Source organism: Marinovum sp. E3 (assembly GCF_055755275.1).
On record NZ_JBVTQV010000003.1, the window covers coordinates 157144 to 177076 of the forward strand.

Annotated in this window: 19 protein-coding genes; 13 read left to right on the plus strand and 6 right to left on the minus strand. The window is 64.6% G+C overall.

The genetic code is table 11. The annotated features are described in order from the left end of the window. Window positions 1–16 precede the first annotated feature (16 nt). Entirely contained in the window at window positions 17–958 is a 942-nt protein-coding gene (gene tal, locus AC0J5K_RS19990) for a transaldolase (protein ID WP_420398528.1), read from the plus strand. Window positions 959–1011: 53 nt separating this feature from the next. Here the strand turns inward: tal and AC0J5K_RS19995 are convergent, their stop codons facing one another. From AC0J5K_RS19995 to AC0J5K_RS20005, 3 genes are all read right to left on the minus strand, one after another. After that, on the minus strand, window positions 1012–2118 hold the full coding sequence (locus AC0J5K_RS19995; protein WP_274590294.1) for a M24 family metallopeptidase: 1107 nt from the start codon (window positions 2116–2118) through the stop codon (window positions 1012–1014). Between the two features lie 68 nt (window positions 2119–2186). Beyond that, on the minus strand, window positions 2187–3776 hold the full coding sequence (locus AC0J5K_RS20000; protein ID WP_283639085.1) for an ABC transporter substrate-binding protein: 1590 nt from the start codon (window positions 3774–3776) through the stop codon (window positions 2187–2189). A 57-nt stretch (window positions 3777–3833) separates the two neighbouring features. Further along, complete coding sequence (locus tag AC0J5K_RS20005) at window positions 3834–4442, minus strand: helix-turn-helix domain-containing protein (protein ID WP_283643427.1); 609 nt, start codon at window positions 4440–4442, stop codon at window positions 3834–3836. 238 nt (window positions 4443–4680) lie between these two features. Between AC0J5K_RS20005 and AC0J5K_RS20010 the strand changes: the two genes are divergently transcribed. From AC0J5K_RS20010 to AC0J5K_RS20060, 11 genes are all read left to right on the plus strand, one after another. Beyond that, window positions 4681–5724 carry an ABC transporter permease gene (locus tag AC0J5K_RS20010; RefSeq protein WP_283639086.1) on the plus strand — a complete coding sequence of 348 codons (1044 nt, stop codon included), beginning with the start codon at window positions 4681–4683 and terminating at the stop codon, window positions 5722–5724. Between the two features lie 9 nt (window positions 5725–5733). Then, entirely contained in the window at window positions 5734–6639 is a 906-nt protein-coding gene (nikC, locus tag AC0J5K_RS20015; protein ID WP_048534920.1) for a nickel transporter permease, read from the plus strand. Continuing rightward, a complete protein-coding gene (locus AC0J5K_RS20020) occupies window positions 6636–7469 on the plus strand; it encodes an ABC transporter ATP-binding protein (RefSeq protein ID WP_420398527.1) in 834 nt (277 codons plus the stop codon). Before nikC ends, AC0J5K_RS20020 begins: the two co-directional genes overlap by 4 nt. Next, window positions 7466–8221, plus strand: a complete 756-nt coding sequence (locus tag AC0J5K_RS20025; protein ID WP_283646371.1) for an ABC transporter ATP-binding protein — start codon at window positions 7466–7468, stop codon at window positions 8219–8221. Before AC0J5K_RS20020 ends, AC0J5K_RS20025 begins: the two co-directional genes overlap by 4 nt. Then, window positions 8218–8706, plus strand: coding sequence for a GAF domain-containing protein (locus tag AC0J5K_RS20030; protein ID WP_283643431.1), 489 nt, complete (start codon window positions 8218–8220; stop codon window positions 8704–8706). The genes AC0J5K_RS20025 and AC0J5K_RS20030 overlap by 4 nt, the downstream gene beginning before the upstream one ends. A 441-nt stretch (window positions 8707–9147) precedes the next feature. Beyond that, window positions 9148–9873: a ribonuclease activity regulator RraA gene (locus tag AC0J5K_RS20035; RefSeq protein ID WP_048534927.1), complete on the plus strand. Its 726-nt coding sequence runs from the start codon at window positions 9148–9150 to the stop codon at window positions 9871–9873. Between the two features lies 1 nt (window position 9874). Continuing rightward, window positions 9875–11395, plus strand: a complete 1521-nt coding sequence (locus AC0J5K_RS20040) for an aldehyde dehydrogenase (NADP(+)) (protein WP_283639089.1) — start codon at window positions 9875–9877, stop codon at window positions 11393–11395. A 606-nt stretch (window positions 11396–12001) separates the two neighbouring features. Beyond that, window positions 12002–12967, plus strand: coding sequence for a Bug family tripartite tricarboxylate transporter substrate binding protein (locus AC0J5K_RS20045; protein ID WP_074837151.1), 966 nt, complete (start codon window positions 12002–12004; stop codon window positions 12965–12967). Between the two features lie 103 nt (window positions 12968–13070). Then, the gene (locus AC0J5K_RS20050) at window positions 13071–13520 is read left to right on the plus strand and encodes a tripartite tricarboxylate transporter TctB family protein (protein WP_048534933.1); all 450 of its coding nucleotides are present in this window, start codon (window positions 13071–13073) and stop codon (window positions 13518–13520) included. A 3-nt stretch (window positions 13521–13523) separates the two neighbouring features. After that, window positions 13524–15050 (plus strand): tripartite tricarboxylate transporter permease, encoded by a 1527-nt coding sequence (locus AC0J5K_RS20055; RefSeq protein ID WP_283639090.1) that lies wholly within the window; start codon window positions 13524–13526, stop codon window positions 15048–15050. Between the two features lie 175 nt (window positions 15051–15225). Further along, entirely contained in the window at window positions 15226–15927 is a 702-nt protein-coding gene (locus AC0J5K_RS20060; RefSeq protein WP_048535123.1) for a FadR/GntR family transcriptional regulator, read from the plus strand. A 148-nt stretch (window positions 15928–16075) separates the two neighbouring features. Here AC0J5K_RS20060 and AC0J5K_RS20065 read toward each other — a convergent pair whose 3' ends face one another. Together AC0J5K_RS20065 and AC0J5K_RS20070 are read right to left on the minus strand one after the other, a co-directional pair. Then, the gene (locus AC0J5K_RS20065) at window positions 16076–17104 is read right to left on the minus strand and encodes a GlxA family transcriptional regulator (protein WP_074837148.1); all 1029 of its coding nucleotides are present in this window, start codon (window positions 17102–17104) and stop codon (window positions 16076–16078) included. A 147-nt stretch (window positions 17105–17251) separates the two neighbouring features. After that, a complete protein-coding gene (locus tag AC0J5K_RS20070) occupies window positions 17252–18478 on the minus strand; it encodes a urate hydroxylase PuuD (RefSeq protein ID WP_048534936.1) in 1227 nt (408 codons plus the stop codon). A gap of 100 nt (window positions 18479–18578) precedes the next feature. On the opposite strand from AC0J5K_RS20070, the gene AC0J5K_RS20075 reads away from it, so the two are divergent. After that, entirely contained in the window at window positions 18579–19496 is a 918-nt protein-coding gene (locus tag AC0J5K_RS20075) for a LysR family transcriptional regulator (protein ID WP_048534937.1), read from the plus strand. A 28-nt stretch (window positions 19497–19524) separates the two neighbouring features. On the opposite strand, the gene uraH is transcribed toward AC0J5K_RS20075, so the two are convergent. Further along, window positions 19525–19878 carry a hydroxyisourate hydrolase gene (gene uraH, locus AC0J5K_RS20080; protein WP_283643434.1) on the minus strand — a complete coding sequence of 118 codons (354 nt, stop codon included), beginning with the start codon at window positions 19876–19878 and terminating at the stop codon, window positions 19525–19527. Window positions 19879–19933: the final 55 nt, after the last annotated feature.

Consider the following 19933-nt stretch of genomic DNA (forward strand, 5'->3'; position numbering starts at 1 on the left):
TCAATGGAGAGACTTGATGCAAACCAGCCTGAGCCAATTGCGGCAGATGACGACCGTCGTTGCCGATACCGGCGATGTCACCGCGATCCGGGCGTTGAAACCGGTCGACTGCACCACCAATCCCAGTCTGATCCTGAAGGCGCTTCAGATGCCGGCGTTCGAAGAGCTGGTGGCGCGGGAAATCGAGGCCGGCCGAGCGGCCGGGAAGACCCCGCTCGAGATCGCTGACGCGCTGACCGTCGGGGTTGGCGTCGAACTGGCCAAGCTGGTGCCGGGCCGGGTATCGACCGAGGTGGACGCGCGGCTGTCATTCGACACCGCGGCCTCGGTCGCCAAAGCGCGGGCGCTGGTGGCCGCCTATGCCGAGCGCGGCGTCGGACGTGACAGGCTCTTCATCAAGCTGGCCGCCACCTGGGAGGGCATCCGGGCGGCCGAAATCCTCCAGCAGGAGGGGACGGATTGCAATCTGACGCTGCTGTTTTCGCTCACCCAGGCCGCCGCCTGCGCCGATGCGGGTGTGGCGCTGATTTCGCCGTTTGTCGGCCGGATCACCGATTGGCACACTGCCCGCGACGGCCGCGCCTTTGCGGCCCAGGAAGATCCCGGCGTGCTCTCGGTGCGCGAAATCTACGACTACTATAAATCCAACGGGATCGAGACCATCGTCATGGGGGCCTCGTTCCGCAATATCGGCCAAGTCAAGGCGCTGGCCGGCTGTGACCGGTTGACGATTTCGCCAGGGCTGCTGCAAGAGCTTGACGCCGAGACGGCCGAGCTGGAGCGGATGCTGACGCCGGAAAAAGCCACTGGCCGCGCGCGGCTTGCGGTCGACGAGGCGCGGTTCCGTTGGAAGATGAATGCCGATGCCATGGCCACCGAGAAACTCGCCGAAGGCATTCGCAATTTCGATGCCGATCACGAGAAGCTCTTGCACCGGATCGCCGAAAAGCTGGCGTGAGCAGGACGACGGCGCCGCGGGGCGCCGTCATTTCCGTCAGAGACAGCCGCCGATCAGCCGGGGCGCACCATGTCGCGCGGCATTTCCGAGAAGATCTCGGGCCCGTCTTCGCGCAGGATCACGATTTCCTCCAGACGAATGCCAAAGGCGCCGCTGATGTAGATGCCGGGCTCGATCGAAAAGACATTGCCCTCGGCCAGCACCGCGTCGGAATTGGCGGCGATATAGGGTGGCTCGTGCACGTCGATGCCCAGCCCGTGGCCGGTGCGGTGCAGGAAGCGGTCGCCATAGCCCGCCGCCGCGATCACCTCGCGGGCGGCCTTGTCGATGTCACGCGCCGGCACGCCGGGCTTGGCCGCCTCCAGCGCGGCTTGTACCGCGTCCTCCACGACATTGAAAACCTTGGTGTATTCCTCGCCCGGCGTGCCGAAGAAGCCGCAGCGCGTCATGTCCGAGGGATAGCCGTTCAGCCGGCAGCCGGTGTCGATCAGCACGGCCGTATCCGGCGAGAGAGGGGTCTCGCCCGGCGTGTGATGCGGAAAGGCGGAAGAGGCGCCGAAGCAGACCGAACAGAACACCAGGCTGGCACCATTGGCCTTGTAGTGGTCCTGGATCAATTCGACCACCTCGCGCTCGGTGATGCCCTCCTCGAGGGCGGCAAAGGCGGCCTTGACGGCGCTGTCGTTCAGCAGATGCGCGGCCTTGATCGCCGCGTCTTCGCCGGCGTCCTTGGCGGCGCGCAACGCTCCGACGGTGTCTTCGGTAAAGCGGCGCCGGGGGCTGTCCATCGCGTCGAGCAGGCGCAGGGCGAAATCGGTGCGCATGGTCTCGTCCAGCACTACCGACAGGCCCGGGCCGGTGGCGTCGCAGGCGGCAAGCAGGGCGGCAAGCGCGGCGTCCGGGCCTTCGTCGTCACGCCAGTCGCAGAACGGCAGGTCGGTGTCGCGGCGCGCGGCATCGGCGTTCAGCGCCGGCATCAGAAACCCGGCGTGGCTCTGGCTGACCAGCAGCAGCACCGGCCGTTCGTCGCCATGCGGGTGAACGCCCGAGAGCCAGGCCATGTGGCTCGAGGGCCCGAGCGCCACGAGATCAGTGCTGGTCTCGGCCATGCGGGCGCGCAGGTTGGCCAGGCGGGTTGCGGTGCGGGGAAAGGCGGTCATGCGGGCTCCGATGGGTGTCGCTGAAATGGGGCAGGCGCCGGGGATACCGGCAGCCTGCGGTTTTGTGGTCAGTCCTTGTCGACCAGACGGTAATAAACGAAATCCGAAGTCGCGCCGTTGACGTATCCGGTCACGTCATCATCCATCGCCACCTGATAGGCCGCCTGGAACATGATCACGATGGGCGAGCTGTCCTGCACCGATTTCTGAAGCTCGCGGTACATGTCGAGCCGCGCCTCGGGGTCAGCCTCGGAGAGCGCCGCCATGGTCTTCTTGTTCAGCGCCTCCGGCACCGCCCATGCGTTGCGCCAGGTGGTGGTGGCGGCATAAGAGCCGTCGGAATTGTCGGAGTTGTAGGCAAAGGCCTTGGCGTTGGAATGCGGGTCCATGAAGTCGGGGCCCCAATACAGCAGCATCGCCTCGTGGCTGCGCTCGCGGTACTTGGTGATCACCTGACTGCCGGTGCCGGGCAGGATTTCGAAATTGATGCCGGCGTCGGCAAAGCTGGCCTGCAAGGATTGCGCCATGTCGGTGAAGGGCGCGGCGTTGATCACATCCATCGAAACGGTGATCGGCGTCTCGACGCCGGCCTCGTCGAGGATCGCCTTGGCCTTCTCCGGGTCGTAGGTGAACGGCGTCTCGTCATAAGAGCCGGGGAAGCCCTTGGGCCAGAAGGCCTGGTGCACGTCCATCTGGCCCTTGATGATCGAGTTGGTCATGCCCTCGTAATCCACCAGATAGCGCGCCGCTTCCCAGACTGCCGGCGGCGTCAGGCTCTCGGTTTTCTGGTTGAACGACAGGAAGTGGACGGCGGCCTGCGGAAAGGTCTCGACCTTGATTTCTTCGCTGTCGATCGAGGCGATCTGATCCGGGGTCAGGTTGCGCGCCATGTCGACATCGCCCTGTTCCAGCAAAAGCTGCTGGGTCGCGGCTTCGGCGACATGGCGGATGATCACGCTGTCGACTTCCGGCGCGCCGTTGAAATAGTTTTCGTTGGCGCCCATGCGCACCATCTGCGCCGGGGCGTAGCGGTCGAGCGTGAAGGGGCCGGAGCCGGCGGAGTTTTCGTTCAGCCAGGCGTTGCCCATGTCGCCATCGACCTCATGCTCCTGGACCAGCGCGCTGTCGACGATCGAGGCCGGGCGCGAGGCCAGCACGTTGAGCACGAAGGCAGAGGAGAAATCGCCGTCATAGGTCACCGTGACGGTGTTGCCCTCGGCGGTGACCATCTGGTCGACATTCTCCGGGGTCCAGCCGAGCTGGGCCAGGATGAAGGCCGGCGTCAGGTTCAGCTTGATGACGCGGCCAAAGGAATACAGCACATCCTCGGTGGTCACAGGGTTGCCCGAGGCGAATGTCGCGCCGTCGCGCAGGGTGAAGGTGATGGTCTTGGCGGCATCATCCGCCTGCCAGTCCGTGGCGAGGCCGGGGGCCAGGACGGTGGTGTCCTCGGCGTCGTATTGCACTAGGCGGTCATAGAGGTTGGTGACCAGCTCGCCCGAGGTGAACTCATAGGCCTGGGCCGGGTCGAGCGCGACGATATCGTCGATGTTCTGCGCCACGACAAGCACGCCTTCGGGGGTTTCGGCCAAGGCCGCCGGGGCCGCCAGCGGCAGCGCCAGGACGCTGGCCAGCAGGGTGGATTTCAGATGTTTCACAGGGGGTCTCCTTGTTGGATCAGGGTGAAAGAGCTGGCAGCGGACGCTCTGCGGCGCCTATATCTTGTGTGCCAGCTCCGGGAGCTCGATAGCGCCTGCGCGGGTCAGGACGGTCAATGTCCCGGCCCAGAGGATGCGGGCCGTCTTTTCGGTCGGGTTGCTCCAGGCATGGGCGGTCTGGCCGCTGTAATGCAGGCAATCGCCCGCCTTCATGCGAAAGCTCTGGTCGTCGAGGGTCTGTTCGATCTCGCCTTCGAGGACAAAGATCATCTCTTCGCCCTCATGGCTTACGGTTTCCGAGACATAGCCGGGCGGAACATGCAGCAGATAGCTCGACAGTTCCGAGCCGGGGAAATCGGCGGCGAGGCTTTCATAGGTAAGCGAGGAATGCGCCAGCGAAAACTGCGGCCGCTGGCCGGCGCGGGTCAGCCCGTCTGACGGCTTGGGCGCGGCGATGAAATATTCCAGCGCGACGCCAAGCGCATCGGCAATCTGCGCCAGGGTGCCCAGCGACGGTGTGGCATTGTCGCGCTCGACCTGGCTGAGATAGCCGACCGAAACGCCGGAGCGGTCGCAGAGCGCTTGCAGGGTCATCTGCACCTGCTTGCGCCGCTTGCGGATCGCGGCGCCAAGTTGCGGATCTCGTCTGGCTCTTTCGCGCGGCATGGTCGCAGCCTTCCCCTTCTATGCGCCGCCCGCTTCTGCAAAGCTGTTGCGAACGGTCTCCCGTGCCGGAGCGACATGGTAAGAATATTTTTGGTATAGAAAAAAATTTTTTGCAATAAGCAAAATTTGTTTTATGCACGGAGGCATTCGGAACGGTGCGGCCTGCCTTGTCCGAAGGCAGTGGCCGTCACGATGCGGCCCAGACGGGGCGGCATCGACGCAGGAAAGGGGCGGTGCCTTGCGCAGGAAGACAGCAGGAGCCCAAAGGCTCAAGCAGGCGGCCAGGTCGCTCGGCGGCTTTGTCGTGGTGACGGCGCTGACCTTTATCGGGTTGATGGCGATCACCTTTTTCATCGGCCGGGTGATCCCGATCGATCCGGTTCTGGCGGTGGTCGGCGACCGCGCCACGCAAGAGCAATATGACGCCGCCCGCGTCGCCATGGGGCTCGACCGGCCGCTGGTCTTGCAGTTCGTCTCTTATGTCGGCGATGTCTTCCAGGGCAATCTCGGCCATTCGGTCTCGACCAATCGCCCCGTGGCGCAGGATCTGGCGCGGGTGTTTCCCGCCACGCTGGAAATGGCGACGCTGGGCATCCTAATCGGTGTCGGTCTCGGCGTGCCCTGCGGCACCTGGGCGGCGGCGCGTCAGGGCACCTGGGTCGATCAGCTGATCCGGGTCTTTGCGCTTCTGGGCTATTCGGTGCCGGCCTTCTGGCTGGGCCTCGTCGGGCTGGTGGTGTTTTATGCCAATCTCGGCTGGGTCGCGGGGCCGGGACGCGTCGATATCTTCTACGAGGGGCTGGTCGAGCCACGGACCGGGTTGATGTTGGTCGATGCGGCGCTGGCTGGCGACTGGGAGGTGTTCTGGAACGCGCTCGATCACCTGATCCTGCCGGCGGCGATCCTCGGGTTCTTTTCGCTGGCCTATATCGCGCGGATGACCCGCAGTTTCATGCTCGACACGCTGGGGCAGGAGTTCATCACCACTGCACGGGTAAAGGGCGTCTCGGAATGGCGGGTGATCTGGGTGCATGGCTTCCGGCCGATCCGGGTGCCGCTGATCACCGTGATCGGCCTGTCCTATGCCGCTCTGCTCGAGGGCTCGGTGATGATCGAGACGGTGTTCAGCTGGCCCGGCATCGGCAATTACCTGACCGTGGCGCTGCTCAATGCCGATATGAATGCGGTGCTGGGCGCGACGCTGGTGATCGGCGCGGTCTTCATCCTGATCAACAAGCTCTCGGACGTGCTTTACCGCGTCCTTGACCCGCGCAGCCGATAGGAGGCCCGCATGACCACCGCAAGACATTGGCTGCTCGACGAGTCTCCGGCCTCGAGATTGCAGGCCAACTTGGGCCATGCCTACCGCATGGCGCTGCAACTGGCGCGCAATCCGCTGGCCATGCTGGGCGCCTTCATCCTCCTCCTGCTGATCCTCGCGGCGCTCTTTGCGCCCTGGATCGCACCCTACAGCCCGCTGGGCCAGAACCTCGAGGCGCGGCTCTTGCCGCCTTCGGCGCAGCACTGGATGGGCACCGACGAGCTGGGCCGCGACATCTTCAGCCGGGTGATCTATGGCGCCCGCATCACTCTGACCATCGTGGCGCTGGTGGCGGTGATCTCGGCGCCGCTGGGGCTCGTGATCGGCGCCATCTCGGGCTATTTCGGCGGCTGGACCGACAAGCTGCTGATGGGGGTGACCGATGTCTTCCTGTCGATGCCCAAGCTGATCCTGGCACTGGCCTTTGTCGCCGCGCTCGGGCCGGGGATCGAAAACGCGATCATCGCCATCGCCATCACGTCCTGGCCGGCCTATGCCCGGATCGCCCGGGCCGAGACGCTGACCTTCCGCAACTCCGAGTTCATCTCGGCCACCCGGCTGCTGGGCGCCTCGCATACACGGATCATCACCCGCCACGTGCTGCCGCTCTGCACCTCGTCGATGATCGTGCGGGTGACGCTCGACATGGCAGGCATCATCCTGACCGCCGCCGGTCTGGGCTTTCTCGGGCTGGGCGCGCAGCCGCCGCTGCCGGAATGGGGCGCGATGATCTCGCGCGGGCGGACCTTCATCCTTGATCAATGGTGGGTGGCGACCATGCCGGGCTTTGCCATCATCGTGGTTTCGCTGGGCTTCTGCTTCCTCGGTGACGGGCTGCGCGATGTGCTCGATCCCAAGCAGGGGGGCAAGTCATGAGCCCGCTTCTCGATGTCAGCAACCTTCGGGTCAGCTTTCCGACGCCGCAAGGCCGGGTCGAGGTGGTCAAGGGGCTGTCGTTCACCCTCGGCCGCGAACGTCTTGGCATCGTCGGCGAAAGCGGCTCGGGCAAGTCGATGACCGGCCGCGCCATCCTGCGGCTGATCCGCAAGCCGGGCCGGCAGGAGGCAGATCGGCTGGCGTTTGACGGCATCGACCTGACGACGCTGTCCGAACGGCGGATGCGCGATCTGCGCGGCGCGCGGATCTCGATGATCATGCAGGATCCCAAGTTCTCGCTGAACCCGGTGATGACCGTGGGCGCGCAGATCGCCGAGGCGCTGCTCACGCATGAGAAACTGGCGCGCCGCGACGTGCAGGCGCGGGTGATCGAGATGCTGCACGCGGTACGCATCAACGATCCCGAGCGGGTGACCGGGCTTTATCCGCATGAGGTTTCCGGCGGCATGGGCCAGCGCATCATGATCGCGATGATGCTGATTCCGCAGCCCGACCTGCTGATTGCCGACGAGCCGACCTCGGCGCTGGATGTCTCGGTGCAGGCACAGGTGCTCGACCTGATCGACGAGCTGGTGCGCGACAAGGGCATGGGGCTGATCCTGATCTCGCACGACCTGCAATTGGTGGCGCGCTATTGCGACCGCATCCTGGTGATGCATGCCGGCCAGGCGGTCGAGAGCTGCGCCGCCGCCGATCTGCACAAAGCGAGCCATCCCTATACCCGGGGGCTGCTGGCGGCGGTGCCCCGGATGGAAGAAACCCGCGACGAGCTGCCGGTGCTCGACCGCAGCGCATGGAGCGGCACATGAGCGCGATTTCCCTCAAGAACCTCGATATCTCCTACGGGCCGACCAAGGTGGTGCAGAGCGTCGATATCGAGGTTGCCGAAGGCGAGAGCTTTGCGCTGGTGGGCGAGAGCGGTTCCGGCAAATCCACCGTGCTCAAGGCGATTGCCGGGCTGGCCCCGGAATGGACCGGCGAAATCAGCGTGCTGGGCCAGCCGCGCGGCCACAAGGTGGATCACGGATTTGCCCGCCGCTGCCAGATGGTGTTCCAGGATCCCTATGCCTCGCTGCATCCGCGCAAGACGGTGGATGCGGTGCTGTCCGAGCCATTGCAGGTGCAGGGCATCGGCAACCGCGGCCGCCGCGTGGTCGAGATGCTGGCCGCCGTCGGGCTGGACAAGCGCTTCCGCTTCCGCTTTCCGCACCAGCTCTCGGGCGGGCAGCGCCAGCGGGTGGCCATCGCCCGGGCGCTGATGCTGGAGCCACGGGTGATGCTGCTCGACGAGCCGACTTCGGCGCTGGATGTCTCGGTTCAGGCCGAGATTCTCAACCTGCTGAAACGGCTGCGCCGCGAACAGGGGCTGACCTATCTGCTGGTCACCCACAACCTGCCGGTGGTGAGCTTCATGTGCGACCGCATGGCGGTGATGAACAAGGGCCGCATCGTCGAGATCGCCCCGGCGACCGCGCTGCACGACGGCAGCTTCCAGGATCCCTATACGCAATCCCTCTATGCCGCCTCGGGTGGCAATCCAGACCGCAAGGACATTCGATGACCGAGACCAAGACCGCCCTGCGTGCCTTCGAGGACGCGCTGTCCGGGGCCGTGACCGAAACCCAGGCTTTTGACGCGCTCTGCGCCCTGACCAAGGCCACGGTTGGCGCCAAGCTCTTTACCGTGATGACCGCCGACATGCAGGCGATGCTGGCGCGCCGCGCCTATTCCGACGACCCGGAGAATTATCCGGCCTCCGGCACCAAGGAGATCACGCTCAACCCCTGGTTCGAGCAGGTGCACGGCCGCCGCGAGAGCTTTGTCGCCAATACGCTGGCCGATATCGACGCGGTCTTCCCGGATGCCGAGCTGATCGGCCGGCTGGGTTGCGCCTCGGTGGTCAACCTCCCGGTGATCCTCGGCGGAGAGCTGGTGGCCACGGTCAACATCCTGCATGAAGAGGGCTATTACACGCCCGAACGGGTGACGCAGGCCGAAGAGCTGTTGCGCCTGCCGGCGATGGCGGCGATGGCCCTGTCGCGCTAAGGTCCCGGCACCCCATACCAGACCGATTTTCCCCGGCCGCTGGCAGCAACGGCCGGTTTTTTCATGTCTGCATCAGCGCGATGATTTCCTAATCTGTAAAGTCTGTGCGCTGATTTCCGCGAAAATCGCCATCTGCCGTCAAATTTGTGAAGTTCTTCATTACTAATATTGACACATTTTCGGTCAAAGTATACTAATCCTGTTAACTTTGGCGGAGGGAGTTTGGAGGGGGCGATCTGCTGACTCTTCTGAAAATCGGAGTGCGGTCGAGCCGCTGAACGCCACCGGCGTTTGGTGGCCGGCCGGTGCGGTTGCCCGACGGGCGGGCCGATCTGCGGCCGGCGCCCGACGGCCGCGCAGCGCCGGGGCTGCCTGCCGCCGCTGGGGCGGGCCGAAGTCACGATAACCAGGGCTGCTACCAGCCACACGATAGGAATGACCATGAGCGATTACATCTTGTCCAGCGAGACACGTGACAAATTCAAAAGGGTATCCACGGCCTCCGTTGCCACGGCGCTCTACAAGCGGGGATTGCGCAACCAGTTCGTGCAGGGCGTCGTGCCGGTCGAACGCAAGCCGGTGACCATGGTCGGCCAGGCCTTCACCCTGCGCTATATCCCGGCGCGGGAAGACCGCAATCCGCTTACCGTGTTCCGTGACCGCGACCACAAGCAGCGGGTGGCGGTCGAGGCCTGCCCCGAGGGTCATGTGCTGGTGATGGATGCCCGCAAGGACAGCCGCGCCGCCACCGCCGGATCGATCCTGGTCACCCGGCTGCAAAAGCGCGGCGTCGCGGGGGTGGTGTCGGATGGCGGGGTGCGTGATGCGATGGGCATCGGCGCGCTCGAGATACCGGCCTATTTTGCCTGCCCCTCGGCGCCGACCAACCTGACGTTGCACGAGGCGATCGACATCAATGTGCCGATTTCCTGCGGCGACGCGCCGGTCTTTCCGGGCGACGTGATGCTGGGCGACGGCGATGGTGTGATGGTGATCCCGGCGCATCTGGCGGAAGAGATCGCCGAGGAGTGCACCGGCATGGAATCCTACGAGGATTTCGTTCTGGAACAGGTCAACGAAGGGGCCGCGATCATCGGCCTCTATCCGGCGACCGACGAAGACAACCTAGTGAAATATAGCGCATGGCGCGAACGGACAGGACGATAACATGACTTTTACGCCCCACGGAGATCACTGGATCGCAGGCAAGCGCGTCGGCGCGGCGGCGCGGTTCTCCTCCGCTCCGGCCAGCGGCAGCACCTTTGAGTTTTCGGCCGGCACGCCCGAGCTGGTGGCCGAGGCCTGCGCGGCGGCCGAGGCCGCCTTTGCCGGATTTGCCGCCACCAGCCGCGAGGCCCGGGCGCGGCTTCTGTCCACCATCGCCGATGAGATCGACGCCCGCGGCGCGCAGATCACCGAAATCGGCAGCGCCGAAACCGGCCTGCCCGCGGCACGGCTCGAGGGCGAGCGCGGCCGGACCACCGGCCAGCTGCGGCTGTTTGCCGAGCATGTCCTGAAGGGCGATTACCTCGACCGCCGCCACGACGCGGCCCTGCCCGAGCGTCAGCCCCTGCCGCGCCCGGATCTGCGGATGATGCAGCGCCCGGTCGGCCCGGTGGCGGTCTTCGGCGCCTCCAACTTCCCGCTCGCCTTTTCCACCGCCGGCGGCGACACCGCCGCCGCGCTGGCCGCCGGCTGTCCGGTGGTCGTCAAGGGCCATGGCGCGCACCCCGGCACCGGCGAAGTCGTCGCGGATGCCATCGTCGTGGCGCTGGACACGCTCGGAATGGACGCGGGCATCTTCAGCCTTGTCCAGGGCGGCAGCCGCGCCGTGGGCGAGGCACTGGTGACGGACCCGCGGATCAAGGCGGTCGGTTTCACCGGCAGTCTCGGCGGCGGCCGGGCGCTCTTTGACCTCTGCGCTGCCCGCCCCGAGCCGATCCCGTTCTTCGGCGAGCTGGGCAGCGTCAATCCGATGTTCGTTCTGCCGCAAGCGGCCTCGGCCCGGGGCGTGGAGCTGGGGACCGGCTGGGCCGGAAGCCTGACCATGGGGGTCGGTCAGTTCTGCACCAATCCCGGCATTGCCATTGTGATCGACGGGCCGGAGGCGGATGCCTTCGTGCAATCGGCGACCGAAGGGCTGAAGGCGGTTGCCGCCCAGACCATGCTGACCGATGGCATGGCCGCGGCCTATCGCGACGGCGCCCGCCGGGTGGCCGAAGGCGCCGGCGTCAAATCCCTGCTGAGCACCGCCTGCGAGGGTCGCACGGCCGCGCCTTACCTGTTCGAGGTGTCCGCTGGCGACTGGCTCGAGAACGAGGCGCTGTCGGAAGAGGTCTTTGGCCCGCTCGGGCTGGTGATCCGGGTGGCGGACGCCGCGCAGATGACACAGATCGCGCAGAGCTTCAAAGGGCAGCTGACCGCGACGCTTCAGATGGAGGCCGAAGACATCGAGCTGGCGCGCGCGCTGTTTCCGTTGCTCGAGCGCATGGCCGGCCGGGTTCTGGCCAATGGTTTCCCCACCGGGGTCGAGGTCTGCGACGCCATGGTGCACGGCGGGCCGTACCCGGCCAGCACCAACTTTGGCGCAACCTCCGTCGGCACGCTGTCGATTCGCCGTTTCCTGCGGCCGGTGTGTTACCAGAACCTCCCCGACGAGCTCCTCCCGGCCGATCTTGTGAAGGTCTGACCTTTTGCCGGATCGGCACCTCATGGCCCGCCGCCGCGTTCCGATGCGGTTGGCGGGCCATTTTTGTTTCGCGCCGTCACATCGCGGGGCCTGATCCGAGGCGCTCCGCAGGTCCGGCCTTACAGATCTTGTCAGAAGGCGTCCCAATCGCCAAAGACCTGTCAGGTTTCGTCTATATTTGTCGCTAAAGTAGACAGATTTTGCGAGAAATGCGTAAAAATTGCGGATAATTAGTAACTTTTTCCGTTGATTTGTAAAAAGCTATTCAGTAATGTGACTCAAGCCTCCTGGAGCGTCCGGTCTGATCCGGCGACACTCCGAGGCGGCCCCGGCTGGGTAATATATGGGAGGGTGTTATCAGTCGCATCGGGAGCGTGGCGCAAGCCCGCTTCGAGAGGCGCAAGGTCCGGCACGGCGATGACATATGTCGCGCCCTGTCGATGCCGCAGCGCGCACGTGAGGTCGGACCGACAGTCCGGTTTCGCGCCCCCACCAAAGACAAAACCGAAACCGCACTGGCGAGGCCTTCGCGTCGTCAGGCCAATCGGTGCATTCAAACGGCCAGATTGATCTGGATGACGACATCTGTGAAGGAGGAACAGGTCTATGATTTCCCAAAGCCTGAAAAGCAAACTCGCGCTGGCACTTGGTGCCTGTATCATTGGCACATCGGTCGCTGCGGCGGATTTCCCCACCCGGGACATTCGCCTGATCGTGCCCTGGCCCGCAGGCGGCGGCGCCGATGCGATCTCGCGCAAGATCAGCAACATCGCCGAGCAGGATCTGCCGAAGTCGATCTATGTGGAAAACATCGCCGGCGCCGTGACGGCCACCGGCCTGATCCAGATGACCAGTGCGCGCCCCGATGGCCACACCGTCGGCGTGCTGACCTATGACAGCGTCATCACCCTGCCGCGCGGTCAGATGGTGCCGGGCTATTCGCTCGACAACATGACGCCGATCGCCCGCATCACATCCGAAGCCGATGCCATTGTCGTGTCCAAGCACACCGGCATCAACACCTTCGAGGAACTGGTCGAACGGGCCAAGGCAAACCCCGGCACCGTCACGCTCGGCGTGGCGCCCAAGGGCTCGGGCCCGTATCTCTCGGCGATGCAACTGGAAAAGCTGCTGGACGTCGATTTCAACGTCATCACCTATGCCGGCTCGTCGAGTGCCGAAGCCGAAGCGCTGCTCTCGGGCGAGCTTGACGCGGCGATCTCCTCGCTGGGCGATTTCAGCGGCATCCTGTCGTCGGGCGACGCCAAGGGCGTGGTCGAGCTGACCTCGGTGCAGAACGCCACCTATACCGACGTTCCGACGCTGAAATCCAAGGGTTATGACCTTCAGACCGGCAGCTTCATCGTGCTCGCGGCCCCCGCGAACACCCCCGATGACGCGATCGACACGCTCGAGACGACCTTCAAGGCCGCCTATGACAGCGCCGAGTTCCAGGACTGGCTGGCACAGGTCGGTGTGACCGCCGACTGGCTGGGGTCTGACGAGGTCGTCAGCTGGATCGATGCGCTTCAGGACAAGACCTTCACACTCATGGACGAGCTGAACCTGTAAGCCACGCCCATCATGTCTCCGGTCCCCGGCCGGAGACATGCCCGGCCGGCGGCGCAAGCCTCCGGCCCTTCCGATTTTACCACACCCATCGCGGGAGAAGACGATGCTCTTAAACAGACACCTGGTATTTCTCTATGTCACTCTGGCAGTGTCTGTCGGATATTTCATTTCGGCCCTGAGCCTCGGTGCGCCGACCTCCGATGGCGGTCTGACGCCATCGTTCTTTCCCATCTTGGTGGGCGGCGCGGCCATCGTCTTTGCCGGCATCCTGATCGTTCAGAAACTGCGCGAAGGCGCCGATGCCGCCGCGACCGAGGGGCCGCGCAGCTATACCCATCTCTGGGTCGGTGCGGCGATTTTTGCCTATATCGTCGCCTTCAAGCCGCTGGGGTACTTCCTCTCGTCGGGCCTCTTCGTCTTTGCGCTGATCGTGATCTTCTCGTCTTTCGAAAAGCTTGTGATCAAGGCCGCCATCTCCGCGGTCATCACCGGCGTCGCCTATGTCATGTTCCAGCAATTGTTCGGGGTTCGCCTCCCGACGCTGTGGGGGTAACTCATGGATTTCATTCTTCTTGTCATCAACAGCTTCTCCCTGCTGCTCGATCCGTTCAATCTGACCTACGTGATCCTCGGCTTCGTGATCGGCACCATCTTTGCCGCCATTCCCGGGCTGACCGCGACCTTGGCGATGGCGCTTCTGCTGCCCCTGACCTACACGCTCAACGTCGAGACCGCGCTGATGGCCTGCGCCAGCATCTACATGGCCGGCATGTGCGGCGGCTCGATCACCGCCACCACCATCAACATTCCCGGCGCGCCCTCGTCGATGATGACCGCGCTCGACGGCTATCCGATGCAGCAGCAGGGCAAGGGCGCATTGGCGCTGGGTCATGCGGCGCTGGGCTCGATGTTCGGCGGCGCGGTCGGCGCACTGCTGCTGATCGCGGTCGCGCCCTTCGTGGCCGAGCTGTCGCTTCTGGTGAAGACCACCGGCAAATTCTCTCTCCTGGCATTCGCGCTGATCGTCGTGGTGATCGCGCAGCGCGGCCGCATTCCGCAGGCCGGTCTGGCCGCCTGTATCGGGCTGATGCTGGCCACCGTCGGGCTTGACGCGATGGAGCCGATCACCCGCTTCACCTATGGCTATTCCAACCTGACCGCGGGGATCGATCTGATGCCGGTTATCATCGGCACCTTCGCCATTGCCGAGGTGCTGATGCAAGCCGCCTCGTCGCGCGATATCAGCGCCGCCGCAGCGGCCGCCGAGAAGGTCAGGATCAGGCGCCGCGATTTCCTGCCGCCGCTCTCTGACATCCGCAAGATCGGCTTTGGTTGTTACTTCAAGTCCTGCCTGATCGGCTATTTCGTCGGCACGCTGCCGGGGGCGGGGGGGTCGATGGGCTCTTTCCTCGCCTATACCGAGGCGGTGCGCACCTCGGACGCGCCCGAGAGCTTCGGCAAGGGCAACCCCAAGGGCATCGCCGCCTCGGAAAGCGCCAACAACGCGGTCTGCGGCGGGGCGATGGTGCCGATGCTGACCTTCGGCATCCCCGGCGATCCGATCACCGCGATCATGCTGGGCGTGCTGGTGATCAACGGCATCCAGCCGGGGCCGCAGCTGATGTCGGATCAGGCCGGTCTGATCGCGCCGATGCTGGCCGCGCTGCTGTTTTCCGCCGTGGTGCTCATTCCTCTGACGCTCTACCTGATCGGGCCGTATTTCATCCGCATCGTCTCGGTGCGCAAGGACGTGCTTTATGCCGTCATTGCCCTTCTGGCCGTGGTGGGCAGCTATGTCGCGACCTATTCCGCCTTTCAGATGTTCATGGCGCTTGGCATGGGTGTGCTGGCCTTCTACCTGCGGCGCAACGGCTTTCCGGTGATCACCATGCTGCTGGGTTATATCCTCGGGCCCAACCTGGAGGAGTTCCTGCGCCGCTCGCTGGCGCTGTCCAACGGCGATCCGACGACCTTCTTCACCAATCCCGACAGCCTGTTCTTTGTCGTGCTGACGCTGGTCTTTGTCTACTTCCTGGTGATCCGCAAACCGGCCGAAAAGCCGGCGCCGGCAGAGGCCGGGTAAGGCGCGTCCGCGTCAAGGCCGTCTCCGGGACCGCAGGGTTTGCGTTTCGGGGGCGGCACCGGACATTCGGTTTGGCAGGGACAGGCCGTTACAACCGGGCGCCGGTGTCTTATAAGGGACATCCGGCGCCTGCCCGGTGTAGACTCGCGTCAAACCCAAGCCAAAGGAGACCATGTTGTCAGAGACCCGGCGCCCCTCACTGGCGGATCAAGTCTACGACCAGCTACTGGCCAAGATCCTCGAAGAGGAATATCCGGTCCACAGCCGGTTGCCCGCAGAAGAGCTCCTGGCCCAGACCTTCGGCGTGTCTCGCCCGATTGTGCGCGCGGCACTGTCGCGGCTGCGCGATGACGGGATCGTCCAGTCGCGCCGTGGATCGGGCAGCTATGTACTGCGGCGGCCCGACCGGCAATTGATCAGCTTTGTGCCGCTGGATTCGGTGTCGGATGTGCAGCGCTGTTACGAATTCCGCATCGATGTCGAAGGCGCGGCGGCGGCCTGGGCGGCGCGGCGGCGCGACGACGAGGATCTGGCGGCGATGGATCAGGCCTATCGCGAGATGGAGCAGACCTATGCGCAGAACGCGCTCGGCGTCGAGGCGGACCAGAAGCTGCACCTGGCCATTGCACGGGCCTCGAAAAACCCGTTCTTTGCCTCGGTGCTCGAATCCCTCGGCGAACAGATCGGCTTTGGCGTCAAGCTCTCGCGGTCGCTGACGCTGCTCGACACCCCGGGGCGCCAGGATCTGGTGCTGGCCGAACACCGCGCCGTGCTCGAGGCGATACGCCTTCAGCAGCCCGAGGTCGCGGCGGCCACCATGCGCCACCACATCACCGCCGCCAAAGACCGGATGTTTGTCGGCACCCAAGACCCCTAGGGTCGGTACTCAACAAGATGGTTCCCGGTCTGGTGTTTCTGTGGATCAAGGTGTGCAGGAGGGCATCTTGATGAGCAGTCTTTTCTGGTTGGACGACGAGAGTTGGGCGCGGATCGAACCGTTGCTGCCCTGCGCGGAGCGGCGGTGGTCATTTCTTGCCGCGTTTGCCGTAAGGCGTCTGCCCGAAGCGGGCCTTGTAGTGCCGCGCCAGCAGGGCGACATCGCTGAAGCCGGTGGCCAGCGCGATTTCCATCACGCTCATGTCGGTCTCGGCCAGCAGCGAATGCGCCCGGTCGAGGCGGATGTTGCGATAGGTGGTCGCGGGGGATTCCTTCAGGAACAGGCGGAACAGCCGCTCCAGTTGGCGCCGCGAAATTCCGGCATTCTCGGCCAGCCCGTCAAGCGTCAGCGGCTCTTCGATATGAGCATACATCGATCTGAGCACATGCAGCAGCCGGGCGTTGCGCGAGCTGATCGCCTTGGCGATGGATGAGCGCTGTTCGCGGTCGGGCGCGGGTGCGGGGGCGTTCAGGCACATGTCGGCGACCGCGATGGCAAAGTCCCGGCCGTAATCCGCGGCGATGATGTCGACCATCATGTCGGTGGCGGCCGATCCGCCACCACAGGTCAGCAGCGTTCCGTCCCTTTCCACCCGCGTGCTGCTTGGCTCGAGGTCGGGAAAGGCCTCGGTGAACCCCGGCTGGTTCTCCCAGTGCAGGGTGAACCGCTTGCCGTCCAGCAGGCCGGCCCGTGCCAACGTGGCGGCGCCGGTACAGATGCCGCCGACCGCGCCGCCAAAGCGGCTGTGCTTGCGGATCGCGGCCAGGGCACGGTCCGTGGCGACCTCGGTGCCGCGATTGCCGGAGCAGACAAACAGGTGCACTCCCGGGTCGAGCGCCTCGAGACCGGCCTGCGCCGAGATCTCAAGCCCGGCAGAGGCGGGCACCGGCTGGCCGTCCTCGGACAGCACGAGCCAGCCGTAAAGCGGCTTGCCGGCGAGTTGATTGGCAATCCTGAGCGGATCGATGGCCGAGCTGAAAGCCAGAAGCGTGAACTCGGGCAACAGCAGAAACCCGAACCACCGTGTGGGTCCGGGCCGGTCGATCGGATAGCTGAACGCGCCTTCGGGGATCAGCGCCAGGCGGTTCCTGGCTGCGGCGCGCGGTTTTTCTGGCATCGGGACCTGCCGTGGTAAGTCGTGCCGACATGCGGCCAGCCGGTTGCGGAGGCACCCGCCCGCACCGCGGCGGGATCGGGTCGATCCGCCAGGTTCGGCGCGGCCGGGGCGCGTCAAGTGAATACGCTTGCGCCCCGGTGTTCAACCCTAAAGGCCGTCGCGATACCAGGCAACGAGGGTCCGGCGGTCCGCCTCATCCATCTGGATCGCGTTGGGCGGCGGCATGGCGTGGCTGACCCCGGCTTGCAGAAATACCTGCTGCGCATTGCGCGCGACATCGGCCTCGGTTTCCAGAAAGATCCCCTTGGGCGCCCAATGCAGCCCCTCCCAGACCGGCTCTCGCGCGTGGCACATCGAGCAATTGCCGACCACGGTGTCATAGGCTTCGGCGAAGCCTTCGGCCGAGGCGAACTTCTGCTCGTAGGGGGTCAGCGCCCGGGCCTGGGATTCCTCGTAGCTGTCCATGCTGGGCACGATCGACAGCCAGGCGATGACCAGCATGATGATCACGGTGACCGCCCAGGTCCAATGCGGGCCCTTGCCGGTGCGGTGCATGGTGTTGAAGTAATGCCGGATGGTGACACCGGTCAGAAAGATCAGGCTGGCAATGATCCAGGCGTACTCGGTGGCAAAGGCCAGCGGGTAGTGGTTGGACAGCATCAGGAAGACGACCGGCAGCGTCAGATAGTTGTTGTGGGTCGAGCGCAGCTTGGCGATCTTGCCGTATTTGGCGTCCGGGGTGCGGCCTTCCTTGAGGTCGTTCACCACGATGCGCTGGTTCGGCATGATCTGGAAGAACACATTGGCGGTCATGATCGTCGCGGTAAAGGCGCCGAGGTGCAGCAGCGCCGCGCGGCCGGTGAAAATCTGGTTGTAGCCCCAGGACATCGCCACGAGGATGGCAAACAGCAGCAGCATCAGCAGCGTCGGAGTTTCGCCCAGCTTGGACTTGCAGAGGAAGTCATAGGCAATCCAGCCGATGGTGAGCGAGCCGCCGGAAATCAGGATCGCCTGCCACAGCGACAGATCGGCCTTGGTCGGATCGATCAGAAAGAGCTCGCCGCCGACCCAATAGATGATCATCAACAGTACGGCGCCCGACAGCCAGGTCGAATAGCTCTGCCATTTGTGCCAGGTCAGATGCTCGGGCATCTCGGCCGGCGCCACGAGGTATTTGACGGTGTGATAGAAGCCGCCGCCATGCACCTCCCATTCCTCGCCATGCGCGCCGTCGGGCAGGTTCGGATTGGGCTTCAGCATCAGGTCGAGCGCCACGAAGTAGAACGAGGCGCCGATCCAGGCCATCGCGGTGATGATGTGGAGCCATCGCACAGAAAAGGCGATCCAGTCCCAAATGATTGCCAAGTCATACATGGCGCTTCTCCCAAGATTCGTGTTCGCAGCCAGACTAGCGGACCGGCGTTTGTTCTGGTATTGCCGTGAAACACCAAGCAGTCTCAAAGAAAAACGAACAATGTCCTATTTCGACAGTATCCGCACCTTTGTTCGCGTCTACGAATTGGGCAGCATGTCCGCCGCCGGGCGCGATCTGAGGATTTCTCCGGCGGTGACGTCGGCGCGGATCGCGCAGCTCGAGGAACATCTCGGCGTGCGGCTGTTTCAGCGCACCACCCGGTCGCTGAACCCGACGGAACAGGGCAAGTCCTTCTATCGCGGGGCGATCGAGATCCTCGAGGCGGTGGAAAATGCCGAGGCGCAGATCGTCGACATGACCGAGAACCTCAAGGGGTCGCTTTACGTAGCGGCGCCGCTTGGTGTGGGACGCAGGCTGATTGCGCCGGAGGTGCCCGATTTTCTGACCGAATATCCCGAGGTCAGCGTCCGCCTGCGGCTGACCGACCGCAAGGTCGATCTCACCACCGAGGGGCTCGATCTGGCCTTCTTTCTCGGCCAGCCGGAAGACAGCAATCTGCGGATCCGCAAGATCGCCGATGTCGAACGCATTCTCTGCGCCGCTCCGTCTTATGTGGACCGGCGCGGCATGCCGGCGAATGGCCAGGAGATCCTGGCGCAGGGGCATGAATGCCTCAACCTGCGGTTTCCCGGCGCGGCCGAGTTCCAGTGGCGACTGATGACCGCGACCGGGCCCGAGCGCTTTCCGGTCAAGGGCAGGTACGAATCCGATGATGGCGATGTGCTGACCGATTGGGCGCTGGCGGGGCAGGGCATCGTGATGAAGCCGATCTTCGAGATCGCGCATCACCTGAAATCGGGCGCGCTGGTGCCCGTGGCCACCGACACCCCGCCGGAGCCGGTGCAAATGGCCTGTCTGTTCACCCACCGGCGGCGGCAGGATCCCAAGACCCGGCTGTTCATGGATTTCATCATCGACCGGATCGGGGCGACCGTGCGCGAGGCCGCCCAGGGATGATCGGGGGGCCAAGGGAGCTGAGCGTCGCTCAGCTGCCCCGGTAGGTGCTGTAGCCGAAGGGCGACAGCAACAGCGGCACATGATAGTGAGACGCTTCCGACATCCCGAACCGCAGCGGTATGACGTCAAGGAACCGCGGCGTCTCTGGCGGTGTGCCTGTGGCATCCAGATAGGCGCCGGCATGGAACACCAGCTCATAGGTGCCGGTCGCGAATTTTTCCGCCGGCAGGATCTGTTCGTCGGTGCGCCCGTCATCGTTGGTCCTCAACGTCTTGAGAAGCGTCCGGCTGTCGCCTTCGATCCGATAGAGTTCGATCTTCAGGCCCTCCGCCGGGCAGCCGCGTGCAGTGTCGAGGACATGTGTTGTCAGATAGCCGGTCACGGGTAGCCTCCTTTTATGCTTGTTGATTTGTACGCGTGAAAGCCCGCCGGACACA

What these genes read in the sequence shown, in the direction of transcription:
- tal (WP_420398528.1), top strand. Translation starts at nt 17, where the DNA reads ATGCAAACCAGCCTGAGCCAATTGCGGCAGATGACGACCGTCGTTGCC.
- AC0J5K_RS19995 (WP_274590294.1), bottom strand. Translation starts at nt 2,118, where the DNA reads ATGACCGCCTTTCCCCGCACCGCAACCCGCCTGGCCAACCTGCGCGCC.
- AC0J5K_RS20005 (WP_283643427.1), bottom strand. Translation starts at nt 4,442, where the DNA reads ATGCCGCGCGAAAGAGCCAGACGAGATCCGCAACTTGGCGCCGCGATC.
- nikC (WP_048534920.1), top strand. Translation starts at nt 5,734, where the DNA reads ATGACCACCGCAAGACATTGGCTGCTCGACGAGTCTCCGGCCTCGAGA.
- AC0J5K_RS20020 (WP_420398527.1), top strand. Translation starts at nt 6,636, where the DNA reads ATGAGCCCGCTTCTCGATGTCAGCAACCTTCGGGTCAGCTTTCCGACG.
- AC0J5K_RS20025 (WP_283646371.1), top strand. Translation starts at nt 7,466, where the DNA reads ATGAGCGCGATTTCCCTCAAGAACCTCGATATCTCCTACGGGCCGACC.
- AC0J5K_RS20030 (WP_283643431.1), top strand. Translation starts at nt 8,218, where the DNA reads ATGACCGAGACCAAGACCGCCCTGCGTGCCTTCGAGGACGCGCTGTCC.
- AC0J5K_RS20035 (WP_048534927.1), top strand. Translation starts at nt 9,148, where the DNA reads ATGAGCGATTACATCTTGTCCAGCGAGACACGTGACAAATTCAAAAGG.
- AC0J5K_RS20040 (WP_283639089.1), top strand. Translation starts at nt 9,875, where the DNA reads ATGACTTTTACGCCCCACGGAGATCACTGGATCGCAGGCAAGCGCGTC.
- AC0J5K_RS20045 (WP_074837151.1), top strand. Translation starts at nt 12,002, where the DNA reads ATGATTTCCCAAAGCCTGAAAAGCAAACTCGCGCTGGCACTTGGTGCC.
- AC0J5K_RS20050 (WP_048534933.1), top strand. Translation starts at nt 13,071, where the DNA reads ATGCTCTTAAACAGACACCTGGTATTTCTCTATGTCACTCTGGCAGTG.
- AC0J5K_RS20055 (WP_283639090.1), top strand. Translation starts at nt 13,524, where the DNA reads ATGGATTTCATTCTTCTTGTCATCAACAGCTTCTCCCTGCTGCTCGAT.
- AC0J5K_RS20065 (WP_074837148.1), bottom strand. Translation starts at nt 17,104, where the DNA reads ATGCCAGAAAAACCGCGCGCCGCAGCCAGGAACCGCCTGGCGCTGATC.
- AC0J5K_RS20070 (WP_048534936.1), bottom strand. Translation starts at nt 18,478, where the DNA reads ATGTATGACTTGGCAATCATTTGGGACTGGATCGCCTTTTCTGTGCGA.
- AC0J5K_RS20075 (WP_048534937.1), top strand. Translation starts at nt 18,579, where the DNA reads ATGTCCTATTTCGACAGTATCCGCACCTTTGTTCGCGTCTACGAATTG.